Source organism: Fodinibius sp. GM21 (assembly GCF_058386955.1).
In genome coordinates, this window is record NZ_JBYEIQ010000003.1 from 350532 (window position 1) to 373599 (window position 23068).

The window sequence follows — 23068 nt, forward strand, 5'->3', positions numbered from 1 at the left end:
CAGGCACTATGCCTCAATTTCTTCGTCGTGCTTTTCCTGATAGGTTTCTTTATCAATCTCTTTGATTGTAACCTCATCTTTTAACCTATCAAATACTTTGTCTTCGCGTATACTGTTTCTCAGACTCTCAAGTTGCTGTGGATTCTGTGCAAACATATTTCGCATTTGATCAACCTCAATACCATATCGCGAAGCTTCAGCCTCTAAATGCTGATCTATATCTTCGGGTTTTATCTCGATATCGTCAAATTTTTCTTGCAGCTTTTCATTAAGGAAAAACCACTTGGCATCACGAATCGCGCGATCCTCCATATTTTCCTTGTACTCTTCTTCGTCAAAATCAGGGGGTAATTGTCCCTGTGACTGCTGCTTTACACGTTCAACATATTGGTTTTGCACTTGTTTTTTAAATACCTCAGGAACGTCAAAGTCATGTTTCTCAACAAGCGAATCAATTATATCGTTCTTAAAGAGATCATCTGCCGACTGATCGTAATAGTTCTGAATTTTACTTTTGATCAGACTCTTAAACTCATCTACATTTTTTGCTTCACCGTCTGAGGCCTGCTTGGCAAACTCATCCGTCAAATCAGCTTTATGGAGTTTTTCAACCTTTTTAACAATCAGCTTAAAGTTGTGTGTATGGTCATCATGCCCAATTTCAACATCAACCTCATCACCGACTTCATGACCAAGAAGGTCATCCCGAAACTGTTCAGACTCTTCTTTCGTCAGATCAATGGTCTCTTCCGTTTTATTCTCTTCATCGGGCTCTCCATCATCCATTGGAATAGCATCAACGGTAACACGATTATCTTCGGTAATCTCTTCTTCGACTTCTTCCCAGTTACCCTGCTGCTCTAGCTGGCGATCGAGCTCTTCTTCCACTTCTTCATCAGTAACGTCATGAACCAGACGATCCACCTCGATTTCGCTGAGATCAGCCAACTCAAATTCCGGGCGCGCTCCGATCTTGAATTTCGCCTCAAGCTCATCATTCTCCCAGTTCAGCTCCAGCATCTCGCTTTCACCTACAGGCTCATATTCAGGGACGACCTCATTCTCAAAAACTTCCTGAACATAGTTGCTTACTTCTTCTTGTTCTATTTCGTCTCCAAAACGCTTGCGAATAATCTTAGTAGGCACTTTTCCAGGTCGAAATCCCGGCATATTAATCTGCCCTTTATACTTTTTATAGGCCTCTTTAAACTTCGGCTCCAGATCTTCGCGATCGGCCGAAATAATTAACTCTTTATCTACAGCGGTGATATCATTGACTGTTATTTCCACAAGACTACTCCAAATAGTATTTAATTAGAACGGTAAAAAGTGATAAAAATATATGTACGAGAGGGGGGACTCGAACCCCCACGCCTCAAAGGCACTAGATCCTAAATCTAGCGCGTCTACCAATTCCGCCACTCTCGCAAGTGCTCAATAAACCAGCAAATATTTAGAATTACCAGATTTTGAGAGTCTCGAAAAATATGGCTTTTTTCTTCTGATATCAACATTAATAATTCTCAAATTATTAGTGTTTCGACTATGAGTCATAGCTTCAATTTTGTACTTTCTAAAGCCAGACCAAACACCAATCCTGACGACCCGAACCCATGTTTTATAATCTTCGCTTGGTTTATATTACCACAAAAGATAAACAGGAAGCCAAATCCATTGGTAAAAAGCTTGTAAAAGAAAACCTTGCAGCTTGCGTCAACATTGTTGACGGTATGGAAACTATCTATCGCTGGGAGGGGGAAATTGTGGAAGACACCGAAGCTATTCTGATTGCTAAAACCCCATACCACAACGTGAGAGATCTCACCCATCGCGTAAAGGATCTTCACAGCTACGATTGCCCCTGCATTATTTCACTACAATTAACCGAACAAGAAGGGAACAAAGAGTATCAGCAGTGGCTACTCAAAAACTCTCAAAAACAGGAAATTGACTACGAAGTGGAAGATGTCCAGCCAGATCTTTAATCCATCAGCGATGCAATCCACACTCGGTTTTTGACCGTTCACTCCAACGGCCATTACGACCTTCGCCCTTGGAAGTACAGTGAGTACATCCAACCGAATTAAATCCTTTTTCTTTCAAGGGATGCTCTGGCAAGCCATGGCTTTCAATATATTCTTCCACCAACGAAGCGTTCCAGTCGATAAGGGGATAAAACTTAATAAGGTCGTTATCATCATCCATAATAGGCAAGCTATTCCGATGGCTATTTTGAAAACCGATAAGACCGGACATCCATACCTTATAATCATCCTTAATACGATCCAGGGGTTCAACCTTGTTTATATCGCAACACTTGTCCGAGTTATCTTCCCAAAGCTCCTCTTTAAACGTATGAGCATGCTGTGCCGGATCGGGACGCAGATCAATCACATTTAAATTCAGCAACCGTGTTAGGCGCTCTTTGTAGGCAATCGTTTCCTCGAAATGATATCCCGTGTCAATAAAGTATATCGGACAACCCGGCTTTATTCTGCTCACCAGATGTAGTAGTACCGCCGAAGTAGTACCAAAAGACGACGTTACCAGCACATCCCTAAACGTATTAAATACCTGGGCTATGCGTGCATCAACGATTTTTGCCGACAGCGACCGATTAATCTTTTCTTTATTGACAAGATACATATAGATTCCATTTTGATACTCAATTTTAAAACAAGCCTAAATCTAACAGTGAGTACTGTAAAAATCGAACAGAAAAATTACATTTGTCACGCCACTATCGATCGCCCTGAATCACACAACGCGATCAACTTTGCGGTAATGGACGAACTTGAAAACCTGCTCGATGAACTCGAAAAAGATTCTGAAACCCGCTGTTTTATTCTATCCGGATCGGGCAAAAAAACTTTTGTATCCGGTGGTGATTTACGAGAGTTCCACACCATCAAAACAGCAGAAGAAGCTAAACCGATGGCCCGACGTATGCTCAAGATTTTAAAACGCATTGAGGAGTTGCCCTGCTGGACCATTGCTGCTATCAACGGAGCAGCTTATGGAGGAGGCTGTGAAATGATGCTAGCTTTTGATTTTCGGATGGCGGCTCCGCACGCCACTTTTGGATTTACGCAGGGTAAATTCTATTTACCTCCGGGCTGGGGGGGACTTACCCGACTGGTAGAAAAAGTAGGCCGTTCTACTGCCCTGCTTTGGCTTGCTGAAGCAAAAATTGTAAAAGCCCAAACAGCTAAGCGGCACAATCTCATCGACGTTATAACAGAAAGCGACGATTGGGAAGATAGAATCTGGGACCAAGCTCAAAATCTTACAATAAATGACCGGCCATTTATCAAGAATCTAAAAGAGGGCGCTATGCGCATCACTCAGGCGCGATGGGAAGCCATCGAAGCTGAGTTAGACACATTCGCCCAATTCTGGGAAAGTGACCTTCATGAAGAGCGTGTAGAGAAGTTCTTAAATCGAAAGTAGCAGTAAACATACTCTATTCTTTTACTTTTTTCCGTAAATACATCTTGGTTTCATAGCGATCACCTTTGCGATAAAGCTCGACCCGCATGGAATCGCCCTCCTGGTATTCACGAAAAAGTGCTTGCGCATGCATCTTACTTTGAATGCGTTCTTCTCCGATTTTTAAAATGATATCACCCGGTACAATGCCCGCCTCAAATGCCGGTCCATCTTTGTTTACACTATTAACAAGCAATCCACGCGTGGCAGGCAAATTGTATTTCAACACTAATTGGCGCGTCATTTCAACAGTATTAAAACCGGGATCGTATGATAAAGTAACTTCTCCTGCGGTGGAAAGCTGTTTTATAATTTTTTGCACCCGGTTACTGGGGATGGCAAAACCAAGTCCTACGTTCCCACCGCTGGTGCCGCCGGTAAAAATAAAGGCATTTACCCCAATTACTTTTCCTTCACTATCTACCAACGGGCCACCTGAATTTCCGCGGTTAATAGCAGCATCAGTCTGAATCATATCCATATAGACACGAGGCTCCTGGGGATTGGGACGAAAATCACGATTTACAGCACTTACCACCCCTACCGTTACCGATGGTTTGGCCGACTCAAACAGCCCAAAAGGATTCCCCACTGCCAGTGACCATTCGCCCACTAATACGCTATCAGAATCACCAAACTCAACCGCAGGAAAGGTTTTATCAGCCTGAATTTTTAATAACGCCAAGTCGGCAAGCTCATCTTCGCCAAGCACTTTAGCCTCGTATTGTGAACCATTTGGCAAAGAGACAACAACCCTTTTAGCATGCCGGTTGGCTACATGCTGATTCGTAACTACCAATCCATCTGAACTAATTATAAACCCGGACCCCATACTACTCACCTCCCGTTCAATAGGTACCGGAACAAAACGATTATAGTATTCACTAAACTCAAGTCGGCGCCCACCCTGTACCATTTCTGTCACTGTAATACTCACTACAGCCGGACTTACTTTCTTTACCGCTCTGGTGATAGCTGTCTGACGACTCGTGCTAATTTGTTCATCCGAATTTTGTGCATTCTCGACCGACTGCTGGTATCCACTTTCATCCCGAGCAGGGACGGCAGAATCAGAGGCGGCCATAGAATCACTAATAATCGTAGAAATGCTTGCACCAAAAGCCTCTGTTGCTTGAGTATTGCTATTGGGGTGAGATTGCTTATCCAGACATCCTGCCACTAACACAGACAGAAATACCGCTATACTTAAAACGGATTGCTTAACCATTAAAAGATCCAACTTTATTACGACTTATCTACGCTAACAAGCTGTTCGGCACCAATCTCTACCAAATCTTCAATCGCTTTTTCCAGCGGTCCCGGATGCCACGCACCCGATGCCTTTTTATGGCCTCCGCCTCCTACTTTGCGTGCCCATTTATTAACGTCAACATCATTGCTTTTTGAACGAAGACTCATCTTAACACCATCGCCCAAAGCCTTAAATAATATCGCGGCTTTTATGCCAGCTACACTCAGTGGATAGGCCACAAAACCTTCGCAATCATCATTAGTAGTATTGGTTTCTTCCAGCATTTCTTTGGTAACGTACATAATGGCTATCTGATTGTCCTCAAATAACTCGATCGTACTCATCGCCTTGCTAAGAAGATGCAGCTGGTTGAGACTTTTCGTTGAAAACACTTTTTCGGCTACCTCATTAGGACGAAACTCACCAAGCCGCAATAGTTCTGAGGCAATATTCATGGTTTCGGGCGTAACGCTATCGTATTGTAGCGATCCGGTATCTGTTAAAATTCCGGTGTAAAGAGCCTTCGCCACTTTCTCATCCACTTGTGAAATATCATTCTGTAAAAAGAGATGAAAGATAAGCTCACACGTTGATGAGGCTTCCTCAACCGAAATGCTCAGATCGAAACCATCATGCGGGTCAGGATGATGATCAACCATAAATGAAGGCTTCGGATAATCCTGAATATAATCCGAGTAGCTGCCAAAACGCTTTGGAGAATTGCCATCCAGTACCAAGAATGCATCGCATTTATTAAGCGACTTTTCATCCGGCTTTTGGATGGGATAGAAATCGGCAAGCCACTGCAAATTCAATGGAACGTCATCATCATTAAATCCGATGGCATTTATCCCATTCTTTTCCAGCCAAAGACAGGCCGCCACCTGGGCACCAATGCAATCACCGTCAGGGCGGATATGCGAAAAAACACCCACGGTGTCAAATTCTTGCAGTTTTTGGATGAGTTCTTCAAACATAAGTGCTGTTTATAGCGCGAAAAATAAGCTTAATAAAATGGTATATAGCTTTGAAGAAAGCAATATTTTTTTATCGGTAAAATCTTACTTCATTTTACTGTATTATAACGCATAAACCAGCGTTAAAATCATTTAAAAGCGTTTTTCATGAAATCGATTTTAATTCTTTGTAACGGCAGTCCACCATCAGAGCAGTTATTCAGTAAATATCGAGCGAAAACAGATCACCTTATTGCCGCTGATGGAGGAGCCAATATAGCGCTAAAGCTGGGCACTATCCCCGATGTAATTATTGGTGATCTCGACAGCTATGAAGGATCCGATAAAGAAGCTTCCGAAATTATCTTTCGACCAAACCAGGAATTTAATGATTTGGAAAAGGCCCTGCAGCACGCCCAGAAACAGAAGGGTACACATATTTACATTTTAGGTGCTACCGGACACCGACTGGATCAAACGCTTAAAAATCTATCTGTCCTCAAACAATTTTCTCCGCTATTCCAGCAAATAAGAATCGTTGATGATTTTGGTGAAACGAGATTGCTGCCTCCTACCTTCTCAGATGATTTTACTATTGGAACCCAACTCTCGCTATTCCCGCTTTCGGGAAAAGTGACAGGTATTACCACCAAAGGATTGAAATATCCGCTCAATAATGAATTTCTTAAAAATGGTGTGCGAGACGGATCATCCAATGAAGTCGTTGAAAACCCGATACAGATCAATCATAAAGAGGGCGACCTGTTGCTGTATGTAAAACATAATTACGATTGACCGCCTATCCTTATTCAGATATCTTTCATCCATTTTTTAAATAAACTATTAGCCGTTGACTGAACTACAATTTACTCTGCTCGACTGGGGACTCATTCTATGTTATTTTGCCCTACTGATTTACCTCACCTGGCAGCGCGACTGGGAAGAAACTGATGAGGAATCGTTTTTACTGTCAGGTCGTAAAATGAGTCTGGCTGCTTTTGTAGCTACACTTGTCTCCACTTGGTACGGCGGCATTTTGGGCATTGGGGAATACAGCTACCAAAACGGTATTTCCACCTGGCTTATTTTAGGATTCCCTTTTTATGTTTTCTCAGCCCTATTTGCCTGGCTTTTAGCCGGAAAAATACGCATGAATAAAGCATTATCACTACCCGAAGCCGTTGGTAATTTTTATGGTGATACTGCCGGCCGCTTCTCTGCTATCCCTATTTTCATTCTCGTGAGTCCGGCTCCCTATATTCTTATGCTTGGACTAATTTTCCAGTACCTCACCGGAGGGGCCGGCCATTTTCTGTGGTACGCCAGTGCCGTAGCACTATTTTCGGTTGCTTATGTAACCTTTGGAGGCTTCAATGCCGTCGTCCATACCGATATGCTACAAATTGCTCTCATGTTTGGTGGGTTCACAGTTTTAATAATTTTTGCGGGGATGGAGTTCGGAGGATTTGGTAAATTATGGTCTTTTATCCCTCCGGACTTCAGAGATATCACCGGCGGACAAGACATCCAATATATACTCGTTTGGTTTTTTATTGCGCTATGGACTTTTGTAGATCCCAGCTTTCACCAACGTGCCGCGGCAGCAAAATCCCCTAAAACTGCCAAAGAAGGAATTTTCATTTCTATTCTTTTATGGTCGGTATTTGACTTCCTGACGATTTTCAGCGGGATGTACGGATTCGCTATTTTAGGCGACTCTTTAGCCGAACCCATCATGGTTTATCCCTATTTGGCCAACGAGATTTTACCCATCGGATTAAAAGGGCTGTTCTTTGTCGCACTGCTTGCTACCATCATGTCTACCCTCGACAGCTATCTATTTTTATCCGGACAAACACTTGGCCGCGATCTGCTGGTAAAGATTTTCCCCAATACACAAAATAATACTCTTACTCGACTCAGTACGCTGGCGGCTGCACTGCTGGGCATTTTATTAATCATCATCTATCCCAGTGTTATTGACTTGTGGTATGTCATCGGCTCAGTGATGATTCCCGGGTTGTTGATTCCCGTGATGGGCGTTTATCTTCGATTTTTTACCCTCAGAAAAAAATGGGTGCTTCCCACCATGATTGGCAGCATCGGGGTATCGTTACTTTGGCTTATTCTCGGTACTATCACCAGTGAAGAAATGTATAATTACACGTATCTCGGAGTTGAGCCCTTTTATCCCGGCTTATTCGCAAGTATAGTGATGTGGATTTTTGGTAAGAAAGAAGATGGAGATCTTCTGGAAGAAACCGATTTTGCAAAAGATAAGATGCTGGAATAAAGCTGAATGGATCTGATTCTTACACAGCGTTAGGTACTTTTTAAGATGTGTCCCAAATTCAATTTGTGAATAGGAATTAAGTACTTCATAGCCATAGCGTCCTTCTCAATATTCAGTTCTCCGGTTCGGCGAAAATCTACAATACAGTAATCATCAAACGACCGAACTACTTCACCGATCCCGTAATACTCTGGACAAGGTCCATAGTAAACCAGATCTCCAAGCTGGATATTATTATCCGCTCGTCGGTTATACGGATATATAACCGGCAGTCGATCTAAGCGATATGGAAGTCTTTTCTTTGTTGCCATGGTCGCACAATATACGGGATTACAACTCCCTTTTTCTAATGACAAATTTTCGGATATTCTTGTCAGGTGCTTCTATAGAAATCCATATAGCTTCCGGCGGTATAAGCGACTCAATTCGCTCCGGCCATTCGATTACCGTAATTCCATCGCCGTAAAAATATTCTTCGGCACCTATTTCGAGGGCTTCGTGAGGAGATTCCATTCGATAGCAATCAAAATGATAGAGTGCCTTATCACCATCATACTCATTGATAAGCGTAAACGTCGGTGAACTCACATCGTCACCGTTAATACCCAATCCTTCCGCCATACCCTTCACAAAGTGTGTCTTCCCGGCGCCGAGGTCACCTTGTAAACATACCACAGCCCCCGCTTTTAAAGACACTGCAAACTCTTCTCCCCTGTCAATAGTTTCGTCCGGAGATGTTGTTGAAAATTCTTTTTCCATAGATACCTTTTAATCAAAAAGAGTAAGAAGATACGAGCTATCGGATTAGAAATCTATTACAACATTGATTTGGGACGCAATGTGGAAATAGGCAAAATCATCTCTTCCATGCTGGTACCGCCGTGTAAAAAAGTATCCCGATAGCGATTCTGATAACGATGATAGTTCGTAGGATATACAAAATAGTAATCCTCTTTTGCGATAATATAGTTATTTGAGTGTCCGGGTGTAGGAAGTTTGTACTCAGCAGGATCTTCAATGATCAGCGCGGCATCATCATTCGCCGATAAATTTCTGCCATACTTGTATCGCAGACTTGTGGATGTTTCCCGATCGCCGTACACCTTCGTGTCCCGGAGGGCTCGCACCGCACCGTGATCGCTCGTTACCACAATAACCACTTCCTGATCGGCCAAGAGTTTAAATATTTCATACAACGTAGAGTGCTGAAACCAGGTTTTGGTCAGAGACCGGAAAGCCGGCACATCAGGTGCAATCTCTTTAAGAACATCAGAATCGGAACGGGAATGCACCAGCGTATCCACAAAGTTATAGACAAACGTGCTTAGGGGAACCTGCAGATAATTGTGGATCTTGTCAGCAACATCCTTGCCCTCATCCGTTCGCAATATCTTCTCATACTTCACTTTTTTATTAACCCCTTTCCGGCTTAATTGCTTGGCAAACAATTCTTCTTCGAACTGATTTAATGAGCTCTCATCTTCCCCCTGGCTCCACAAATCTGGATAAATATCTTCAATTTCGAGGGGAAACAATCCCGAAAAAATTGCATTGCGAGAATAGGGGGTCGCCGTAGGAAGAATGGAATAATAGAAATCAGTATCGATTGCGTAATCCTCATTCAACAAGCTTTGGAACAACAACCATTGATCATACCGCATGCAGTCGATCACCAAAAAGAGTGTAGTCTGTCCATTTTTAACGTGCGGCAAAACATATTCTCCCACAATATCTGTAGAAAGTGCCGGACGCTGAGGGGTAGACTCACTGAGCCATGACTTGTAATTACGTGCAATAAATCGCCCAAACATTTTATTAGCTTCCTGATACTGATCGGCCAAAACCTGACGCAATGATTCATCACCTGATTCTAAATCAATATCCCATTGCGTAAGCTGCTTATAAATCTCGATCCATTCTTCCCAGCCGGTATCCTCATGAATCCGCTCAGAAATCTCATTGAAATTTCGCAGGTATGACTGTGCAAACTTTTCATTTCGGATACGATGACGCTCCAGAATACGCTTGATAGTCAAAAATATCTGATTGGGATTGACCGGCTTAATCAGGTAGTCTGAAATTTTACCGCCGATCGCATCTTCCATAATCGACTCTTCCTCACTCTTCGTGATCATCACCACCGGCAAACCCGCCTTAATAGTTTTGATTCGATTGAGCGTAGCCAGCCCATCCATGCCCGGCATTTGTTCATCCAAAAAAACTATATCAAAAGGCTGTTCCCGGATTAGCGTAATCGCATCTTCGCCGTTGGTTACGGGAGTGACGTCAAAATCTTTGTTTTCTAAAAATATGATGTGCGGCTTCAGCTGATCGATCTCGTCATCCGCCCATAAAATACGTGTAGCCATCAGGATTCAATTGCATTATTCTGAATCCTTAAGTTTGATAAATGGCATCAATTTATCCAATCGTTTTTGGGCTATTCCCTTAATATTTTTAAGCTCCTCAAGCGACTCAAACTCTCCCTTTTCATTACGGTATTCAATGATCCGTTTCGCATATGTCGGACCAATTCCCGGCAATGCTTCAAGAACCTCCCGATTGGCTTTATTTACGTTTATCAGCTCAATATCCACGTTATCATACGTTTCCTCAACTTTATTCTCCGTGTCATCGATTTTTTCATTTGAGGTTGAATCCTCCGATACCGTATCCATCCGGACCTCGGCTATTTGTTTTTCCGAAGTTGGATAATACTGTTCCATCAGCTTTTCTTCCTCGGCCTTGAGCATAGCTGTGCGTTCGGCAAACTGCTGTTCCAGTTCGAGATAGTCCCCATCTTCAAACGGCACCGACGGCGATAACGCAAGATTTAGCCCACCCAATACTACAAGTAATATCAGCAGTCCGGATATTGCTTTTCGTTCACCAGGCGCGATTTTCAATTTCTCCAACCAGAAAAACAATTGCCTCTTCATGATCTCTTCCCCTTAATTATTATTCACTACAAGTAAGACCGCTCAACAAAAGAATCCTTACAAAAATCGCTCTTGTTTGATGGTGAAAATAATTCGATGTTTGGCTTCTGATGATGGAATCCACCAAAATATATCACTACAACAACCTCTCTGTCTCATACAACCGGGTAGGAGTTCACAATAAAAAACCTCTGATCATCTTACACGGCTGGGGCAGCAGTAAACAGGTGATGATGCCGCTGGCCAAAGAACTTTCGGAAATACGAGACTGCTATGTTTTTGATCTGCCCGGATTTGGCAACTCTTCGGTTCCCGATCAGCCATGGAGTGTTGACGATTATGCGGATTTGATCCAAGAGTTTATAGCTGATCAAGAGTTCGATTCGGTCGATCTGCTTGTCCACTCTTTTGGCGGACGCATTGCCCTGAAACTCTGCGCTCGTCCCAATGCCAAGCAACTCATCGACAAAGTACTCATCACCGGCGGTGCAGGCATGAAACCCAAACGGAGCTGGAAGTACTACTTCAAAAAATATACGGCTAAACTCCTTAAGGCTCCCTTTCTAATATTACCATCTTCCGTTCGTGAAAAAGCACTCGGCTGGCTGCGAACAACCTCTTTATGGAAAGCACTGGGGTCTAGCGACTACAGCAAGCTGGAGGGCGTCATGCGCGAAACATTCGTCAAAACCGTGACTGAATACCTAGAACCGTGTCTGCCTCACATCCCACATGAAGTTCTGTTATTGTGGGGAGAGAATGACGAAGCCGCGCCGCTATATCAAGCCAAACATATGGAGAAAGGCATCGAACACGCGGCCCTGGTGGTTATCGATCATGCGGGACATTATGCTTTCTTGGATCGTCCTTCCCATTTTACATCCATCGCCAATGCATTTTTTCAAGGTAAATGATCAATCACACCCTCTTGTATAAAAGCATAACAAGCATTAAAGGGGAAATCAGCTTTCTACTGTTTTTCTTCTAACTGGCGTTCTTTAAAATCCTTGTCAAAATAGTTGTACCATTTGCGAAACGGGCGAAAGGCATTTTCGGGATCGAAGGGTCGCTTATATTCACTCTGGCGACATTCTTCGCTGCAGCAGCCTTCCATCTTGCGAGCCCCCTCTTCGGAGCACACAAACAGCTTATTGCACTCCATGTTGGCGCAATTGATATAGGTATCAGCCGGCTTGCCCGTAATTTCGCAACGCGCTATAGGTTCCAGGTTATCCTCATTCACCGGCACCACCAGGCGGTCGTCAAACACAAAGCATTTTCCTTTATAATGGTCGCCACCCTCTTCTTTGGCGTAGCGTAAAATTCCGCCGTGCAGCTGGTTTACATCATCCCAGCCCTTTTCCTTCATCAGTACCGAAAATTTCTCGCAGCGGATGCCGCCGGTGCAGTACATCAGCACTTTTTTGTCCTTGCTGATTTCATTTTCAACCTGCTCCAGCCACTCCGGAAAGTTATAAAAGTTCTCTACGCTGGGTGTTATCGCTCCTTCAAAATGACCGATTTTTGATTCGTAATCATTCCGAACGTCAATCAACACGTAATCATCTTCATTTTCGAGCACCTGTTTCCACTCGTGCGGCTCCAGGTATTTTCCTCCATCATCAGGATCTATATCCTCTTTATGAATAGACACCAGCTCATCACGAGTCTTGCATTTTAACTTCGGAAAAGGCACATATTCGCTGGTATCGGTCTTAAAATCGATGCCATCAAAACCGGGAATGCTCGTCAGCGCTTCTTTATACTTCGATACCTGTTCCGGTGTACCACCTATGGTTCCATTTATTCCTTCTTCATTGATATAAATACGTCCTTTAATGCCAAGATCCTTGCAGAATTGTTTATGCTCTTCGCAAAACGTATCGGGATCTTCGATAGTAGTAAATTTGTAATAGAGTATTACTTCGTACATAATAAATTCAGTAGCTCTTCTTTTCTCATAATTTGCAGATGCCAAAAATAAGGGTAATTTTCCAAGAAATGAACCTCATTTGTCTTAAAATATTGTCCTGTTGATGAAGTATTTACTTCAGCTCTTTTTTTTGAGCTCATTTTTATTCATTCTCGGTACAAGTACTGCTCATTCACAAGGGCAGCCCGCACCCAAAAATGTCGACCTGTTCCAGAAAATTGATCACGCCTATCAACAAGGAAATTTAACGCTGGATCAGAAAGTGCTCTATAAATTTTTCCCAACTGAAGCCAAGGGTAAACTTAGCAATATTGCCGACATGGTAACAAAACAGGTGCTAAAATGCGGAACACCTGCCACCTCAGATTACCATCGCCTTAAATCTGAACTTTCTACATCCACTGTTAGCCGTATTGAATCAAGACTCTCTTCCCCTTCCATGCAGGCTTCTGAAACGTACCAATCACCGGACGGACACTTTACCATCCATTATGAAACTTCGGGAAGCCACGCCGTACCTCCTGAAGACACTAACAGCGATGGGATACCCGATTACGTAGAAGAAGTGGCGGCAGCAGCTGATTCATCCTATCGACATGAAGTAACACAATTGGGATACACCGATCCCGTTATCTCAGGCACTTATGACATTGAACTTGTAAACATGCGGGATATTTATGGGCAGGATTTTTATGGGGTTACCACCGTACAAAATCAAACGACCTTTATTCGTGTAGAAAATGATTTTGCCGAAGGATTCCCGCCCAATGATGATCCCGAGGGTAATCAAATCGGTGCTATAAAAGCAACAGTTGCCCACGAGTTTAAACATGCTGTACAATACGAAGCCAATGAGTGGCAGGGCGAAACAGGGAGTTGGCTTGAGATGGATGCCACCTTGATGGAAGAACTCGTCTACGACAATGTTAATGACTACTATAACTACATCAACGCTGAAAACTCCATTTTTAATAATCCTACGCTCGGATTTTATCCCGGTTCGTATGCCGAAATCACATGGGCTCTCTTTTTTGAAGAAAAATATGGTTCGCAGTTTTGGGTGGATGTCTGGAAAACCATCAAAGCTAATCCATTCATTTCAATGATTGATGCACTCACCATTCAACTGGGTGGACCTGACTCTTTCAATCAACATTATATTGAATCACAACTCTGGCACTATGCATCCGGCAATAACGCCAGTCAGGAATTTGGCTTTGAGGAACGTGCCTTTTACCCAACTCCAAACATCAGCGATAATTTTACGGGAGATATATCTCAACCTGCAGATACCCTCAATGTTCTATCGGCAAAATACTTTGATAACGCCCCCTCTCCCTTCCCCGGAAATATTGCATTTAGCCTTTCTGAATTGGTTAACCCCAAAGTCGGGCTCGGCGTACTGGCCTTTTTTAAGGATGGCAGTGTTGAACCTCTAATCATATATAATGGCCAACAAGAGTCTATCTTTTCTGAAACCGACTGGCGATGGGATGAGATCGAAAAACTGGGAATTATTGCTGCCAATGGGTCATATCAGCAGCAAACAAAATATGCCTTAGGGGTACAGTCCATCGATCCACAAATCGTACGCATTGAACAAAATTATCCCAACCCATTTAGCCAACAAACAACTATCAGATACAGCATTCCCGAGCAAAAAGACGTGCAACTTGAGGTATTTGACGTGCTGGGCCGTAAGGTAGCTACACTTGTAGATAGAGCACAAACTGAAGGAATTTATAAAGAAACCTTTGACGGACAGAATTACGCTTCCGGTATTTATTTTTACCGGATTATTCTTGATGGCGAAGTTACTACCAAGAAAATGACGCTCATCAAATAAGAAGCAAGACGGCAGATATCCTTGCTCTTCCGTCTCACGGCCTGCCACTTAACTATTCGAACTCTTTAGCCGGTAAAATCTTCCCTGATACTTCACCAAATCCAATTCTATAATCGTCGGTATCGGCATAGCCGGTCATGGTCACTTCATCGCCATCTTCAAGAAATGTTCGGGTCTCCCCATTTGGGAATTCAATTGGGTCGGTGCCCTTCCAGCTGAGCTCCAGCATACTTCCGTATGAAGATTTTTCTTTTCCGCTTATGGTTCCAGAAGCATAAAGATCACCGGGACGAACGTTACAGCCAGTTATGGTCTGGTGGGCCAGTTGCTGTGCAATATTCCAGTAAAGATTTTTTGCATTGGATGCACAAATTTTATGCGCCTCATCCATATTTTCGCCCTGCAGATACACATCCAAATTAATGTCAAACGTCCATTTTCCTTCGGATTGTAAATATGGAAGTGGCTCAGGATCTTGATCCGGTCCCTCCATACGAAAGGGTTCCAGTGCATCCAAAGTAACAATCCACGGGGAGACAGAAGTAGCCCAGTTCTTCGCTAAAAACGGCCCAAGAGGCTGGTATTCCCATTTTTGAATATCGCGGGCACTCCAGTCGTTTACCAGCATCAATCCAAAAATGTGATCTTCGGCATCTGTTACCGAAATGGGATTCCCAAGCTCATTTCCGGGGCCGGTCAAAAATCCCATCTCAAGTTCAAAATCACAGAGTTTGCACGCGTCGAAAATAGGTGTATCATCACTGTCGGGCGGCAAAATCTGCCCCTTTGGACGATGAAGCTCAGTACCGCTTATCACCACCGAGCTTGCTCTTCCGTGATAACCTACCGGCAGGTGTTTCCAATTGGGTTTGAGCGCATTTTCGGGATCACGAAACATGCTGCCCACATTGGTCGCATGCTGTTCGGAAGAATAAAAATCAGTATAATCTCCTATATCTACCGGTAACATCATCTCAACCTCATCCATGGGCGTAAGCACTCGTTCCTGAAGCGGTTTATTATCTCGCAATACCGCTTCGTCGGCACTCAACAACGTGCTGATATACGACCGTGCCTCCGCCCACGCCGATCGTCCCAGTTCCATAAAACTATTCAACGTCCGCTCCCGAAATACCGGCTTTCCATCCAGCTCGGGTCCATCAAAAACACCAGCGGCGTCGAGTTCGGCCAGATTTACCACGTAATTACCGATGGCTGTACAAATAAATACTTCACCATCATCTTTTGACCGAGCTACCCCGTAGGGCAAATTTTGGATGGGAAAATGCGAATCGGAATCTACCTCGATAAATGATTCTAAGTTTGGATCGTTTGTAGGATGCATGATGAGAAATTGGAATTAATAATTTTGAATTATGTATTTTAAATAGAATCGAATGACAGCGTTATTGGCTATAAAAGCCCGAGTTGCTGTAAGTCTTCGCGGGGCTCGTCAAAGCTGCAGCTTCCAAACGAAATAAGCGCCACTTCGCGTAATTCCTCAATTTCTTCGGTTGTTACCTCGTAATCTTTCCACCGAAAACCGGAATCCGTAAAAGAAAAATGCTCGCTGTCCTCTTCTTTTATAACACTCTGCATTTGTTTATCAGAAAAGTCATGAGCATATCCAAGCATGGCCCCACCAAAGACGTTAATAAAACCATGCATTTTCGTTTTTACCGAATGATCATAGTATCGGATGGGATGGTGTAACCCCGCCGTACATTTTAAGGCTAAGTTTTGTTTCCGCACCTTATTCAACGTAACAGCTACTTGTTCAATCGACGGAAACATTGACGCCTCAACTCCTCCACATCGTAACTTGAAACCCGCTTTAATTCCGTTATCCGATGGAGACTCATTGTTATAATGGTTCAAAGATTCTAAGATGATTCCAATTTCCTTTTCCCAGTTTTTGTCAAAAATTCCTTCAAAGAAAATATCGTCTGGGAATTCCGAGATATCTCCAAAATGCTGGTTTGTCTCCTCATAAATATCAGTAAGGAGATCAGCATCATTTGCAAAAACAGCTTCTCGGGGGAGCTTAACTTCCATAACATCCGTTTGAACACGATCTCCATGATGATCATGAAACTGCTTCAAAGCTGTCTCAATCTCTTTCAAATGTTCCTTATAATCCGAAACGGTTTCTGTTCTTTTCCCCAAAATCGAAAACACAAAGGGCGCTTCCGCTTCAGCAAAAAGTGTTTCGGCGTATGGCTTTAGCTCATCCAGTCGACCGGCGGGAATGATATATCGTGCAAGCATCCAAGAATCCTCATGCTTGCGATACTTGTTATACTTTTGGAGAGAGGTATCAAGCGAAAGATTAGCCGGCGGAAACAATCCGGCGTAGTCAATAATCTCCCGCATAAATGCTTTAATACTTGCTTTCATCAGCCTGTCATTCGATTGGATATTATTCCTGTCACTTGCTATAGATAAGCAATCTAATGCAAGGTTACTAAATCCAAAATTATCGCATCAGCAATTTTTATTCCTTCGTCAGTTAAGGTAATCCTCTCATCCACTTCAGCCTTACCTTCTTGTTCACAATCCTTAATATAATCCAGTTGCCGGTCGCTCAGCATGTAATCATAGCGTTTAGACAGTTCTTCCCTCCCCACCCCCTTTCTCGTGCGCAATCCCATCATCAATCGTTCTTCGGCCAACTGATTTAATGAAAGCTCTTCTTTTTCTGGCTGATCTTCATCTCGCAGATATTTCCGCAAATCCTGTTCGTTCTCCCATCGTACGGCGTTATCATCCCACCAAAACGAATGTGCTCCGGGACCGAAGCCCAAATAGTTTTTGTGCTCCCAGTAATTACTATTGTGGATAGCTTCTTTACCCGGCAAACTGTAATTACTTACTTCATATCGCTCAATACCATGGTAACTGAATAGCTGATTAACAATATCATAATGATCGGCCACCTTGTCATCTTCGGGCGGAACAATACGTCCGAGCTCAACTTGTTTACCCAAACGCGTTTTGGGTTCGATAGTAAGGGAATAAGCCGAAATATGCGGGGGATCAAACTCCAAAAGCTTATTGACATCACGCTGGAGTTGTTCAACCGACTGACCGGGATTCCCGTAAATTAGATCAACAGTAAATGAGTTGAAATCGGACATACTTAGTAGCTCCAAACACTGTAAAGCCTCCTCACTGGAATGTGCACGGTGCATAAATTCCAGCAGCTCCGGCTCAAAACTTTGGACTCCCATGCTGGCCCGACTTATGCCCAGGGATTTCAAATCCGCAAGAAACTGGGCAGACACATCATCGGGATTCATCTCTAATGTAATTTCACGCTCATTTATATCAAAAACATCATGAAGTGCTTCCATTATCTGCTCTAATTGCGACGGTTCCAAGAGCGAAGGCGTACCCCCTCCAAAATAGATCGTCTCTACCGTTTCTTCTGTAAACTTCGAATTTTTATAACTCTTAATATCCTCCACCAAGCGCCCTACAAAATGCTCTCGCTCCGATGTACGAGTCACAAAATAGAAATCACAGTATGAGCAAGCCTGCTTACAAAAAGGAATGTGGAGGTAGATTCCGGACATGAGAATTAGGAATTATAAATTAAAAATTTTCAAGGCAGAAAAGTTGATCCCTAATTCCTCTTTCTAATCAATCTTCGGCATCGTAAAAAGGATTAGTCTCATAGGTATCTTTTTGCATGTAAGCACGGGCATACTTCACGTAGTTATCGGAGTGTTCTTTAATGGATTCAATTTCCTCATCGGTAAGCTTTCGCTTTTTCTCAACAGGGCTGCCCATATATAGGAATCCGGATTCCAACCGTTTGCCCGGTGGCACCAGACTTCCCGCCGCCACAATCACATCAGATTCTATGGTTACATCATCAAGCACCGTAGCATGAATACCAATGAGTACTCGATCACGAATTGTACATCCGTGGATCATTGCATTGTGTCCGACTGTTACCTCACTTCCAATCTTGGTGGGACCGGTCTGGTTCCTCACATGAATACATGTATTATCCTGAATATTGGATCGTTTTCCGATCTTAATCCAGTTTACATCTCCACGGATGGTAACATTAAACCAAATGCTACTTTCTTCTCCAACAGAAACATCACCAATAATATCGGCACTAGGTGCTACAAATACGGAATCTGGATAGTCCGGTTTTTTATTAAGGAATTCGTAAATCATAAGACCAGAACATCACTTATTTACTCTTCAATATATTGCTGCACCAGCTGGTCAAACTCTTGGAAATTGCGAGGCAGGGGATCCACTTTCTCTCCTTCAATGAAAAACGTAGGTGTAGCATTAACTCCTGCATTGCGTCCTTCTTGTCGCTGTTCCATCACAATCTTCTGCGTCTCAGTAGCATTAAGATCATTCTTAAACTGATCGATATCCAGCTCCAGCTCTCGTGCAAAATTCACAAAAATAGAGGTAGGACTGCCCGAACCAGACCACCGCTTCTGATTTTCAAACAGCAGGCTGTGCATCTCGTAAAACTTGCCCTGATTTTTTGCCGATTGTGCCGCACGTGCTGCCAGTGCCGCATACTGGTGCGAGTTTAGCGGAAAATACTTCATTTTGAATTCTACCTTGTCGCCGTATTTATCTTTTACTTTTTCAACAATAGGATGGAAATAGGCACAGGCCGGGCATTGATAATCGCTATACTCGATAATAGTGATTGGCGACTGGTCACTTGAATTTTCTTGTGCCGTTGTCTGATTCCACGTTCCCGCCCCAAAAATTAATCCGGCAATTAGAATACAGCTAATAGTTACTTTTTTCATCTGATTAGTGGTATACATTAAAAATTGATTTAAACTTTAATCTTACTTGTAATGCTAACGAACCAATCCGGCATTAATTTGATGATGCGTCCTGAATCATATTTAACCGGGTTTGTTTAAACTCATTACCCTGTCGCCAGGTCTGCATTTCATCACCGTTGGCAATGCGATATCCCGCATCAAAAAACAGGCGCACATCTGCTTTCATTCCTGAAAGATCCCAATGTTTATTTATTTCATCATTTACATTATGGTAGTTGGCATCCTGCAGGCTGTCAACCATAGCTGAATATCCTTCCGGCTTGTCAATAAACTCGGTTCCAGGATTGGGGAAGATAGCCGGTATTCCTTTTTTGGCAAGCGAGAAGTGATCCGAACGATAGAAATATCCCCGATCAGGATGCGGGTCAGGTTTAACAACCCTTCCCCGTTCTTCGGCTACCGTTTCTATTACATCGCTTACGCTATTCCTGTCATAACCAATAAGCACTAAATCTTTTGTCTTACCATAGACATTCATGCCATCCAGATTGATATTTGCCGTCACTTTTCCGGGATGTACGGTCGGGTTTTCGGCCCAGTATTGCGAGCCAAGCAGTCCTACTTCCTCTGCCCCAACAAATAAAAACAGCATGCTGCGTTTTAGCTGAGGCTGAATTTCTTTATAAGCTCTGGCCATATTTAAAACTGCACTTACTCCGGCTGCATTATCAAGCGCACCATTATTAATCGAGTCTCCCTGTACGGGACTTGTTACTCCGAGATGATCATGGTGAGCAGTAAATACCAAATATTCATCTTTCAATCGCTCGCTGCTGCCCTCGATAACACCAAGTACGTTTTTGGCATCCTGCTGACGATATTCTGCCTCCAACTCCAAACTCAGTGATAATCCTTCCAAAGGAACCGGTTCAAAATCCCGATCTTCGGCTGCTTCTAGTTGATCTTCAAGATTTAGACCTGCACTTTCAAATAAATTTGCGCTGGCCTGTTTTGTCAGCCATCCATTAAATTTGGTAGGGGAGTTTTCCATAGCCCCATTGCCGCGCAGGTAGAACCGTTCACGGCTCCAGCTGCTGGCAACAACGTCCCATCCATATCCGGCCGAAGGTGTGGTATGCACAATCAGTACTCCGGCAGCTCCCAGCTCACGTGCCTTTTCATATTTGTAATCATATCGACCATAATAGAGACGCGTATCACCTCCAAACAAGTCAGGATCGTTACTGGGATCATTATTTTTTACGACCAATATCTTGCCCTTTACATCAGTATCTTTAAAATCATCCCAATTTTCCTCCGGGGCCTGAATACCATATCCAACATACACAAGGTCAGCCTCCTCGATAGTAACCTCTTTTTCCAGGTTAGAGGGCCAAGCCATAAAATCAGAATAGTAATCAAACTGATGCAGTATATTTCCATTTTTACGAATCTTTACTTGGGCATCCTGCGCTGTCTTTTGACCAACAAGAGGGACATCCTGGACGAAGCCCCCATCTTCCGCTCCACCTTGCAAACCGTATTCTTCTAATTGACTAACTAAATAGTCAACTGTTCTTAGTTCGCCGATAGTCCCTGTTGCACGCCCCATAAACTCATTTGAGGAAAGCTTTGTGGTCGGCTTCATCAAACTTTTCTCAGTAATGGTCTCTGCCACCTGATCAATAGGAGAATTCATGCATCCTGCAAATAAGCCCAAAAGCAACGCTATTGTTAAAAGTTTCTTCATTTTATATCCGTATTAAGTTAACTATAGAATCAAAAAATGTATCGGGTTGAAAGTAATACTTTTTTTAATGATTGCTAAGCTATAATCAATCGCTTTTCGCTAAAAATTTTGACTGAATTAGATATCCTACAAGCAATAAAACTGAACCAAATCCCATAAACAAAAGAATACGCCAGATGGCCTGCAATTGGGCTAAATCAATCAGAAATAACTTAACAACCACGACTAAAATTGTGAGAAGCCCGGCCATCCTCACTTTGTTCCCAAAGCGCAGAAGTCCCAGTACAATCAGCACAACAGCATAAGCTCCCCAAACAAGGCTGATCCAGGCCTGACCATTTTCAAATGGCACCAATTTCTCATAAAACCAGTATAACAACAGTAAGTGTGACAACAACTGGTAAATATTTTTACTGTCCTTTTTCTGCAGGTACTGTGGAATCCATAATCCCCCCGCTAAAATAAGCGTTAATTCTGAGAGCATAGATAAATTTAGCATAAGGGCAGCGTCATCACTAAACTGCAAGCGATTAACAAGCCACCAAACGGTAACCCCAAACAACAAGTGTGATGCTACACTTATCTTCTTATCGCTCGTTCGGTATGCCAGATAGCGCAGTGCTATTAACTCTACCACAAGCACGGCGAAAAGCACATTGCCTTCCAGGATCATAAATAATCCTGCCGTTGCAAGTACCAGTCCTAAAAAAGCATGCGTAGAAGCTAATCCGGGTAGTTTCTGTTGTTTTAAAAACGGATAAAATCCGCCACCACTTAAAGCAGCCATACACATCGAGGCCATGCCGGCTTCGTTCATTGTCCATTCCCAAACTCCTACACTCAATAAAACTCCAACAACCGGAACACCCAATGCCATAACGTGAACTGTGCTTCCAACAAGAGTCTTAGAGTTATCAGAAGATCCCTCAATCTGTAAACCACGAGGGGTTCGAACTTCCTTAAAGACAGGAATCAGCCAGCTTGCCAATATCCAAACGATTATTCCGGCAAGCATCATCCACCGATCAAAAGAAGTGACATCATCGGTACCAACCATATTTGTAATAATCGCAGCAGCAAGAACCAACATCCCACCAACCGCAATACTCCAAAGCAGTGATTGCCATTCTTTTCTAACATAGAGTACAGATGCGGGTCCGATAATCATGGCAAAATAAAACATGAGTCCAACAATCTCTCCATCACCTGAATAAAGCATAAAGGGTGTACCCAGGGCACCAAGCGTACCAACAACTGCAAGCACCGCTTCATCTTGCTGCAACGATAGCGAAAAGGATAGTATGGTTACCGACACCATAAACACCCACACGATGGAAGCAGGCATAAAAGAGAAGAGCTGAAATGTTGCAAAGCCGGTTATGTAGAAAGCAGCTATTCCTCCTCCTATTACTATTTGTCTAAATGGATTCAAGGATTCTTCCATTCTGAGGCCAAATCCAAGAAGAAGTATTCCGGCTAGTAACCCCACTGCACTTCGCACCTGCGGGATAAGCCAACCCTGATCAATGGAATACTTGAAAAGAAATACAATGCCAATAAGTAATAACGCAATACCAATGTTGTTTAACCATTTTTCTCCCAATTGTAAAGCATCCCAACTACTATCTTTACTCTCTTGCACCGGTTGTGCCTTCGGCCGGCCTGATGATATTTTGTCTTGTCCTGTTTCCCTTAGCTTTCTCTCCAACTTCTTTACCCGACTTTCTAATTGCTCAATCCGGCTTTGTAACTTATCGTAAGTTTGATCAGGCATACGCTTGATTAGTCATTAGGTTAATTTGTAAGCAAAAATATTTTTTATCCTTCCTTTA

General features: G+C 43.1%; 22 protein-coding genes and 1 tRNA gene. 6 read left to right on the forward strand and 17 right to left on the reverse strand.

Annotated elements, in window-relative coordinates:
- Positions 1-6 precede the first annotated feature (6 nt).
- Both tig and ACT3IB_RS08765 read right to left on the reverse strand, forming a co-directional pair.
- The gene (tig, locus tag ACT3IB_RS08760; RefSeq protein WP_491538626.1) at positions 7-1290 is read right to left on the reverse strand and encodes a trigger factor; all 1284 of its coding nucleotides are present in this window, start codon (positions 1288-1290) and stop codon (positions 7-9) included.
- A 55-nt stretch (positions 1291-1345) separates the two neighbouring features.
- Positions 1346-1428, reverse strand: a tRNA-Leu gene (locus ACT3IB_RS08765).
- Positions 1429-1613: 185 nt separating this feature from the next.
- Between ACT3IB_RS08765 and cutA the strand changes: the two genes are divergently transcribed.
- A complete protein-coding gene (cutA, locus tag ACT3IB_RS08770; RefSeq protein ID WP_491538627.1) occupies positions 1614-1985 on the forward strand; it encodes a divalent-cation tolerance protein CutA in 372 nt (123 codons plus the stop codon).
- Positions 1986-1989: 4 nt separating this feature from the next.
- Here the strand turns inward: cutA and ACT3IB_RS08775 are convergent, their stop codons facing one another.
- Positions 1990-2646, reverse strand: coding sequence for a phosphoadenylyl-sulfate reductase (locus tag ACT3IB_RS08775; RefSeq protein ID WP_491538628.1), 657 nt, complete (start codon positions 2644-2646; stop codon positions 1990-1992).
- A gap of 48 nt (positions 2647-2694) precedes the next feature.
- Here ACT3IB_RS08775 and ACT3IB_RS08780 point away from each other — a divergent pair, with 48 nt between their 5' ends.
- The gene (locus tag ACT3IB_RS08780) at positions 2695-3450 is read left to right on the forward strand and encodes an enoyl-CoA hydratase/isomerase family protein (protein WP_491538629.1); all 756 of its coding nucleotides are present in this window, start codon (positions 2695-2697) and stop codon (positions 3448-3450) included.
- A 13-nt stretch (positions 3451-3463) separates the two neighbouring features.
- Here ACT3IB_RS08780 and ACT3IB_RS08785 read toward each other — a convergent pair whose 3' ends face one another.
- Both ACT3IB_RS08785 and ACT3IB_RS08790 read right to left on the reverse strand, forming a co-directional pair.
- A complete protein-coding gene (locus tag ACT3IB_RS08785) occupies positions 3464-4717 on the reverse strand; it encodes a S1C family serine protease (protein ID WP_491538630.1) in 1254 nt (417 codons plus the stop codon).
- Positions 4718-4734: 17 nt separating this feature from the next.
- Positions 4735-5718 (reverse strand): DHH family phosphoesterase, encoded by a 984-nt coding sequence (locus ACT3IB_RS08790; protein WP_491538631.1) that lies wholly within the window; start codon positions 5716-5718, stop codon positions 4735-4737.
- 147 nt (positions 5719-5865) lie between these two features.
- On the opposite strand from ACT3IB_RS08790, the gene ACT3IB_RS08795 reads away from it, so the two are divergent.
- A complete protein-coding gene (locus tag ACT3IB_RS08795) occupies positions 5866-6492 on the forward strand; it encodes a thiamine diphosphokinase (RefSeq protein ID WP_491538632.1) in 627 nt (208 codons plus the stop codon).
- Between the two features lie 55 nt (positions 6493-6547).
- Complete coding sequence (locus ACT3IB_RS08800) at positions 6548-7990, forward strand: sodium:solute symporter family protein (protein WP_491538633.1); 1443 nt, start codon at positions 6548-6550, stop codon at positions 7988-7990.
- Positions 7991-8019: 29 nt separating this feature from the next.
- On the opposite strand, the gene ACT3IB_RS08805 is transcribed toward ACT3IB_RS08800, so the two are convergent.
- The 4 genes from ACT3IB_RS08805 to ACT3IB_RS08820 are packed head-to-tail and all read right to left on the reverse strand — an operon-like array spanning position 8020 to position 10929.
- The gene (locus tag ACT3IB_RS08805; RefSeq protein ID WP_095605304.1) at positions 8020-8301 is read right to left on the reverse strand and encodes a hypothetical protein; all 282 of its coding nucleotides are present in this window, start codon (positions 8299-8301) and stop codon (positions 8020-8022) included.
- Between the two features lie 19 nt (positions 8302-8320).
- The gene (gene tsaE / locus ACT3IB_RS08810) at positions 8321-8749 is read right to left on the reverse strand and encodes a tRNA (adenosine(37)-N6)-threonylcarbamoyltransferase complex ATPase subunit type 1 TsaE (protein ID WP_491538634.1); all 429 of its coding nucleotides are present in this window, start codon (positions 8747-8749) and stop codon (positions 8321-8323) included.
- A 56-nt stretch (positions 8750-8805) separates the two neighbouring features.
- Positions 8806-10359, reverse strand: a complete 1554-nt coding sequence (gene porX / locus ACT3IB_RS08815) for a T9SS response regulator signal transducer PorX (protein ID WP_491538635.1) — start codon at positions 10357-10359, stop codon at positions 8806-8808.
- Positions 10360-10374: 15 nt separating this feature from the next.
- Positions 10375-10929 carry a ComEA family DNA-binding protein gene (locus tag ACT3IB_RS08820; protein WP_491538636.1) on the reverse strand — a complete coding sequence of 185 codons (555 nt, stop codon included), beginning with the start codon at positions 10927-10929 and terminating at the stop codon, positions 10375-10377.
- A 110-nt stretch (positions 10930-11039) separates the two neighbouring features.
- On the opposite strand from ACT3IB_RS08820, the gene ACT3IB_RS08825 reads away from it, so the two are divergent.
- Positions 11040-11843 (forward strand): alpha/beta fold hydrolase, encoded by an 804-nt coding sequence (locus tag ACT3IB_RS08825; RefSeq protein ID WP_491538637.1) that lies wholly within the window; start codon positions 11040-11042, stop codon positions 11841-11843.
- Positions 11844-11899: 56 nt separating this feature from the next.
- On the opposite strand, the gene trhO is transcribed toward ACT3IB_RS08825, so the two are convergent.
- Complete coding sequence (trhO, locus tag ACT3IB_RS08830; protein WP_491538638.1) at positions 11900-12907, reverse strand: oxygen-dependent tRNA uridine(34) hydroxylase TrhO; 1008 nt, start codon at positions 12905-12907, stop codon at positions 11900-11902.
- 58 nt (positions 12908-12965) lie between these two features.
- Here trhO and ACT3IB_RS08835 point away from each other — a divergent pair, with 58 nt between their 5' ends.
- Entirely contained in the window at positions 12966-14708 is a 1743-nt protein-coding gene (locus ACT3IB_RS08835) for a T9SS type A sorting domain-containing protein (RefSeq protein ID WP_491538639.1), read from the forward strand.
- 52 nt (positions 14709-14760) lie between these two features.
- On the opposite strand, the gene fahA is transcribed toward ACT3IB_RS08835, so the two are convergent.
- The 7 genes from fahA to ACT3IB_RS08870 form a co-directional block, all read right to left on the reverse strand.
- Positions 14761-16053, reverse strand: a complete 1293-nt coding sequence (gene fahA / locus ACT3IB_RS08840) for a fumarylacetoacetase (RefSeq protein WP_491538640.1) — start codon at positions 16051-16053, stop codon at positions 14761-14763.
- Between the two features lie 68 nt (positions 16054-16121).
- Positions 16122-17105: a hypothetical protein gene (locus ACT3IB_RS08845; protein ID WP_491538641.1), complete on the reverse strand. Its 984-nt coding sequence runs from the start codon at positions 17103-17105 to the stop codon at positions 16122-16124.
- A 53-nt stretch (positions 17106-17158) separates the two neighbouring features.
- Positions 17159-18283, reverse strand: coding sequence for a radical SAM family heme chaperone HemW (gene hemW, locus ACT3IB_RS08850; RefSeq protein ID WP_491538642.1), 1125 nt, complete (start codon positions 18281-18283; stop codon positions 17159-17161).
- Between the two features lie 67 nt (positions 18284-18350).
- On the reverse strand, positions 18351-18899 hold the full coding sequence (locus tag ACT3IB_RS08855; RefSeq protein ID WP_491538643.1) for a gamma carbonic anhydrase family protein: 549 nt from the start codon (positions 18897-18899) through the stop codon (positions 18351-18353).
- 20 nt (positions 18900-18919) lie between these two features.
- A complete protein-coding gene (locus ACT3IB_RS08860) occupies positions 18920-19522 on the reverse strand; it encodes a DsbA family protein (protein ID WP_491538644.1) in 603 nt (200 codons plus the stop codon).
- 55 nt (positions 19523-19577) lie between these two features.
- Positions 19578-21236 carry a M28 family peptidase gene (locus ACT3IB_RS08865; protein ID WP_491538645.1) on the reverse strand — a complete coding sequence of 553 codons (1659 nt, stop codon included), beginning with the start codon at positions 21234-21236 and terminating at the stop codon, positions 19578-19580.
- Between the two features lie 85 nt (positions 21237-21321).
- Positions 21322-23010, reverse strand: a complete 1689-nt coding sequence (locus ACT3IB_RS08870; RefSeq protein ID WP_491538646.1) for a DUF2339 domain-containing protein — start codon at positions 23008-23010, stop codon at positions 21322-21324.
- Positions 23011-23068: the final 58 nt, after the last annotated feature.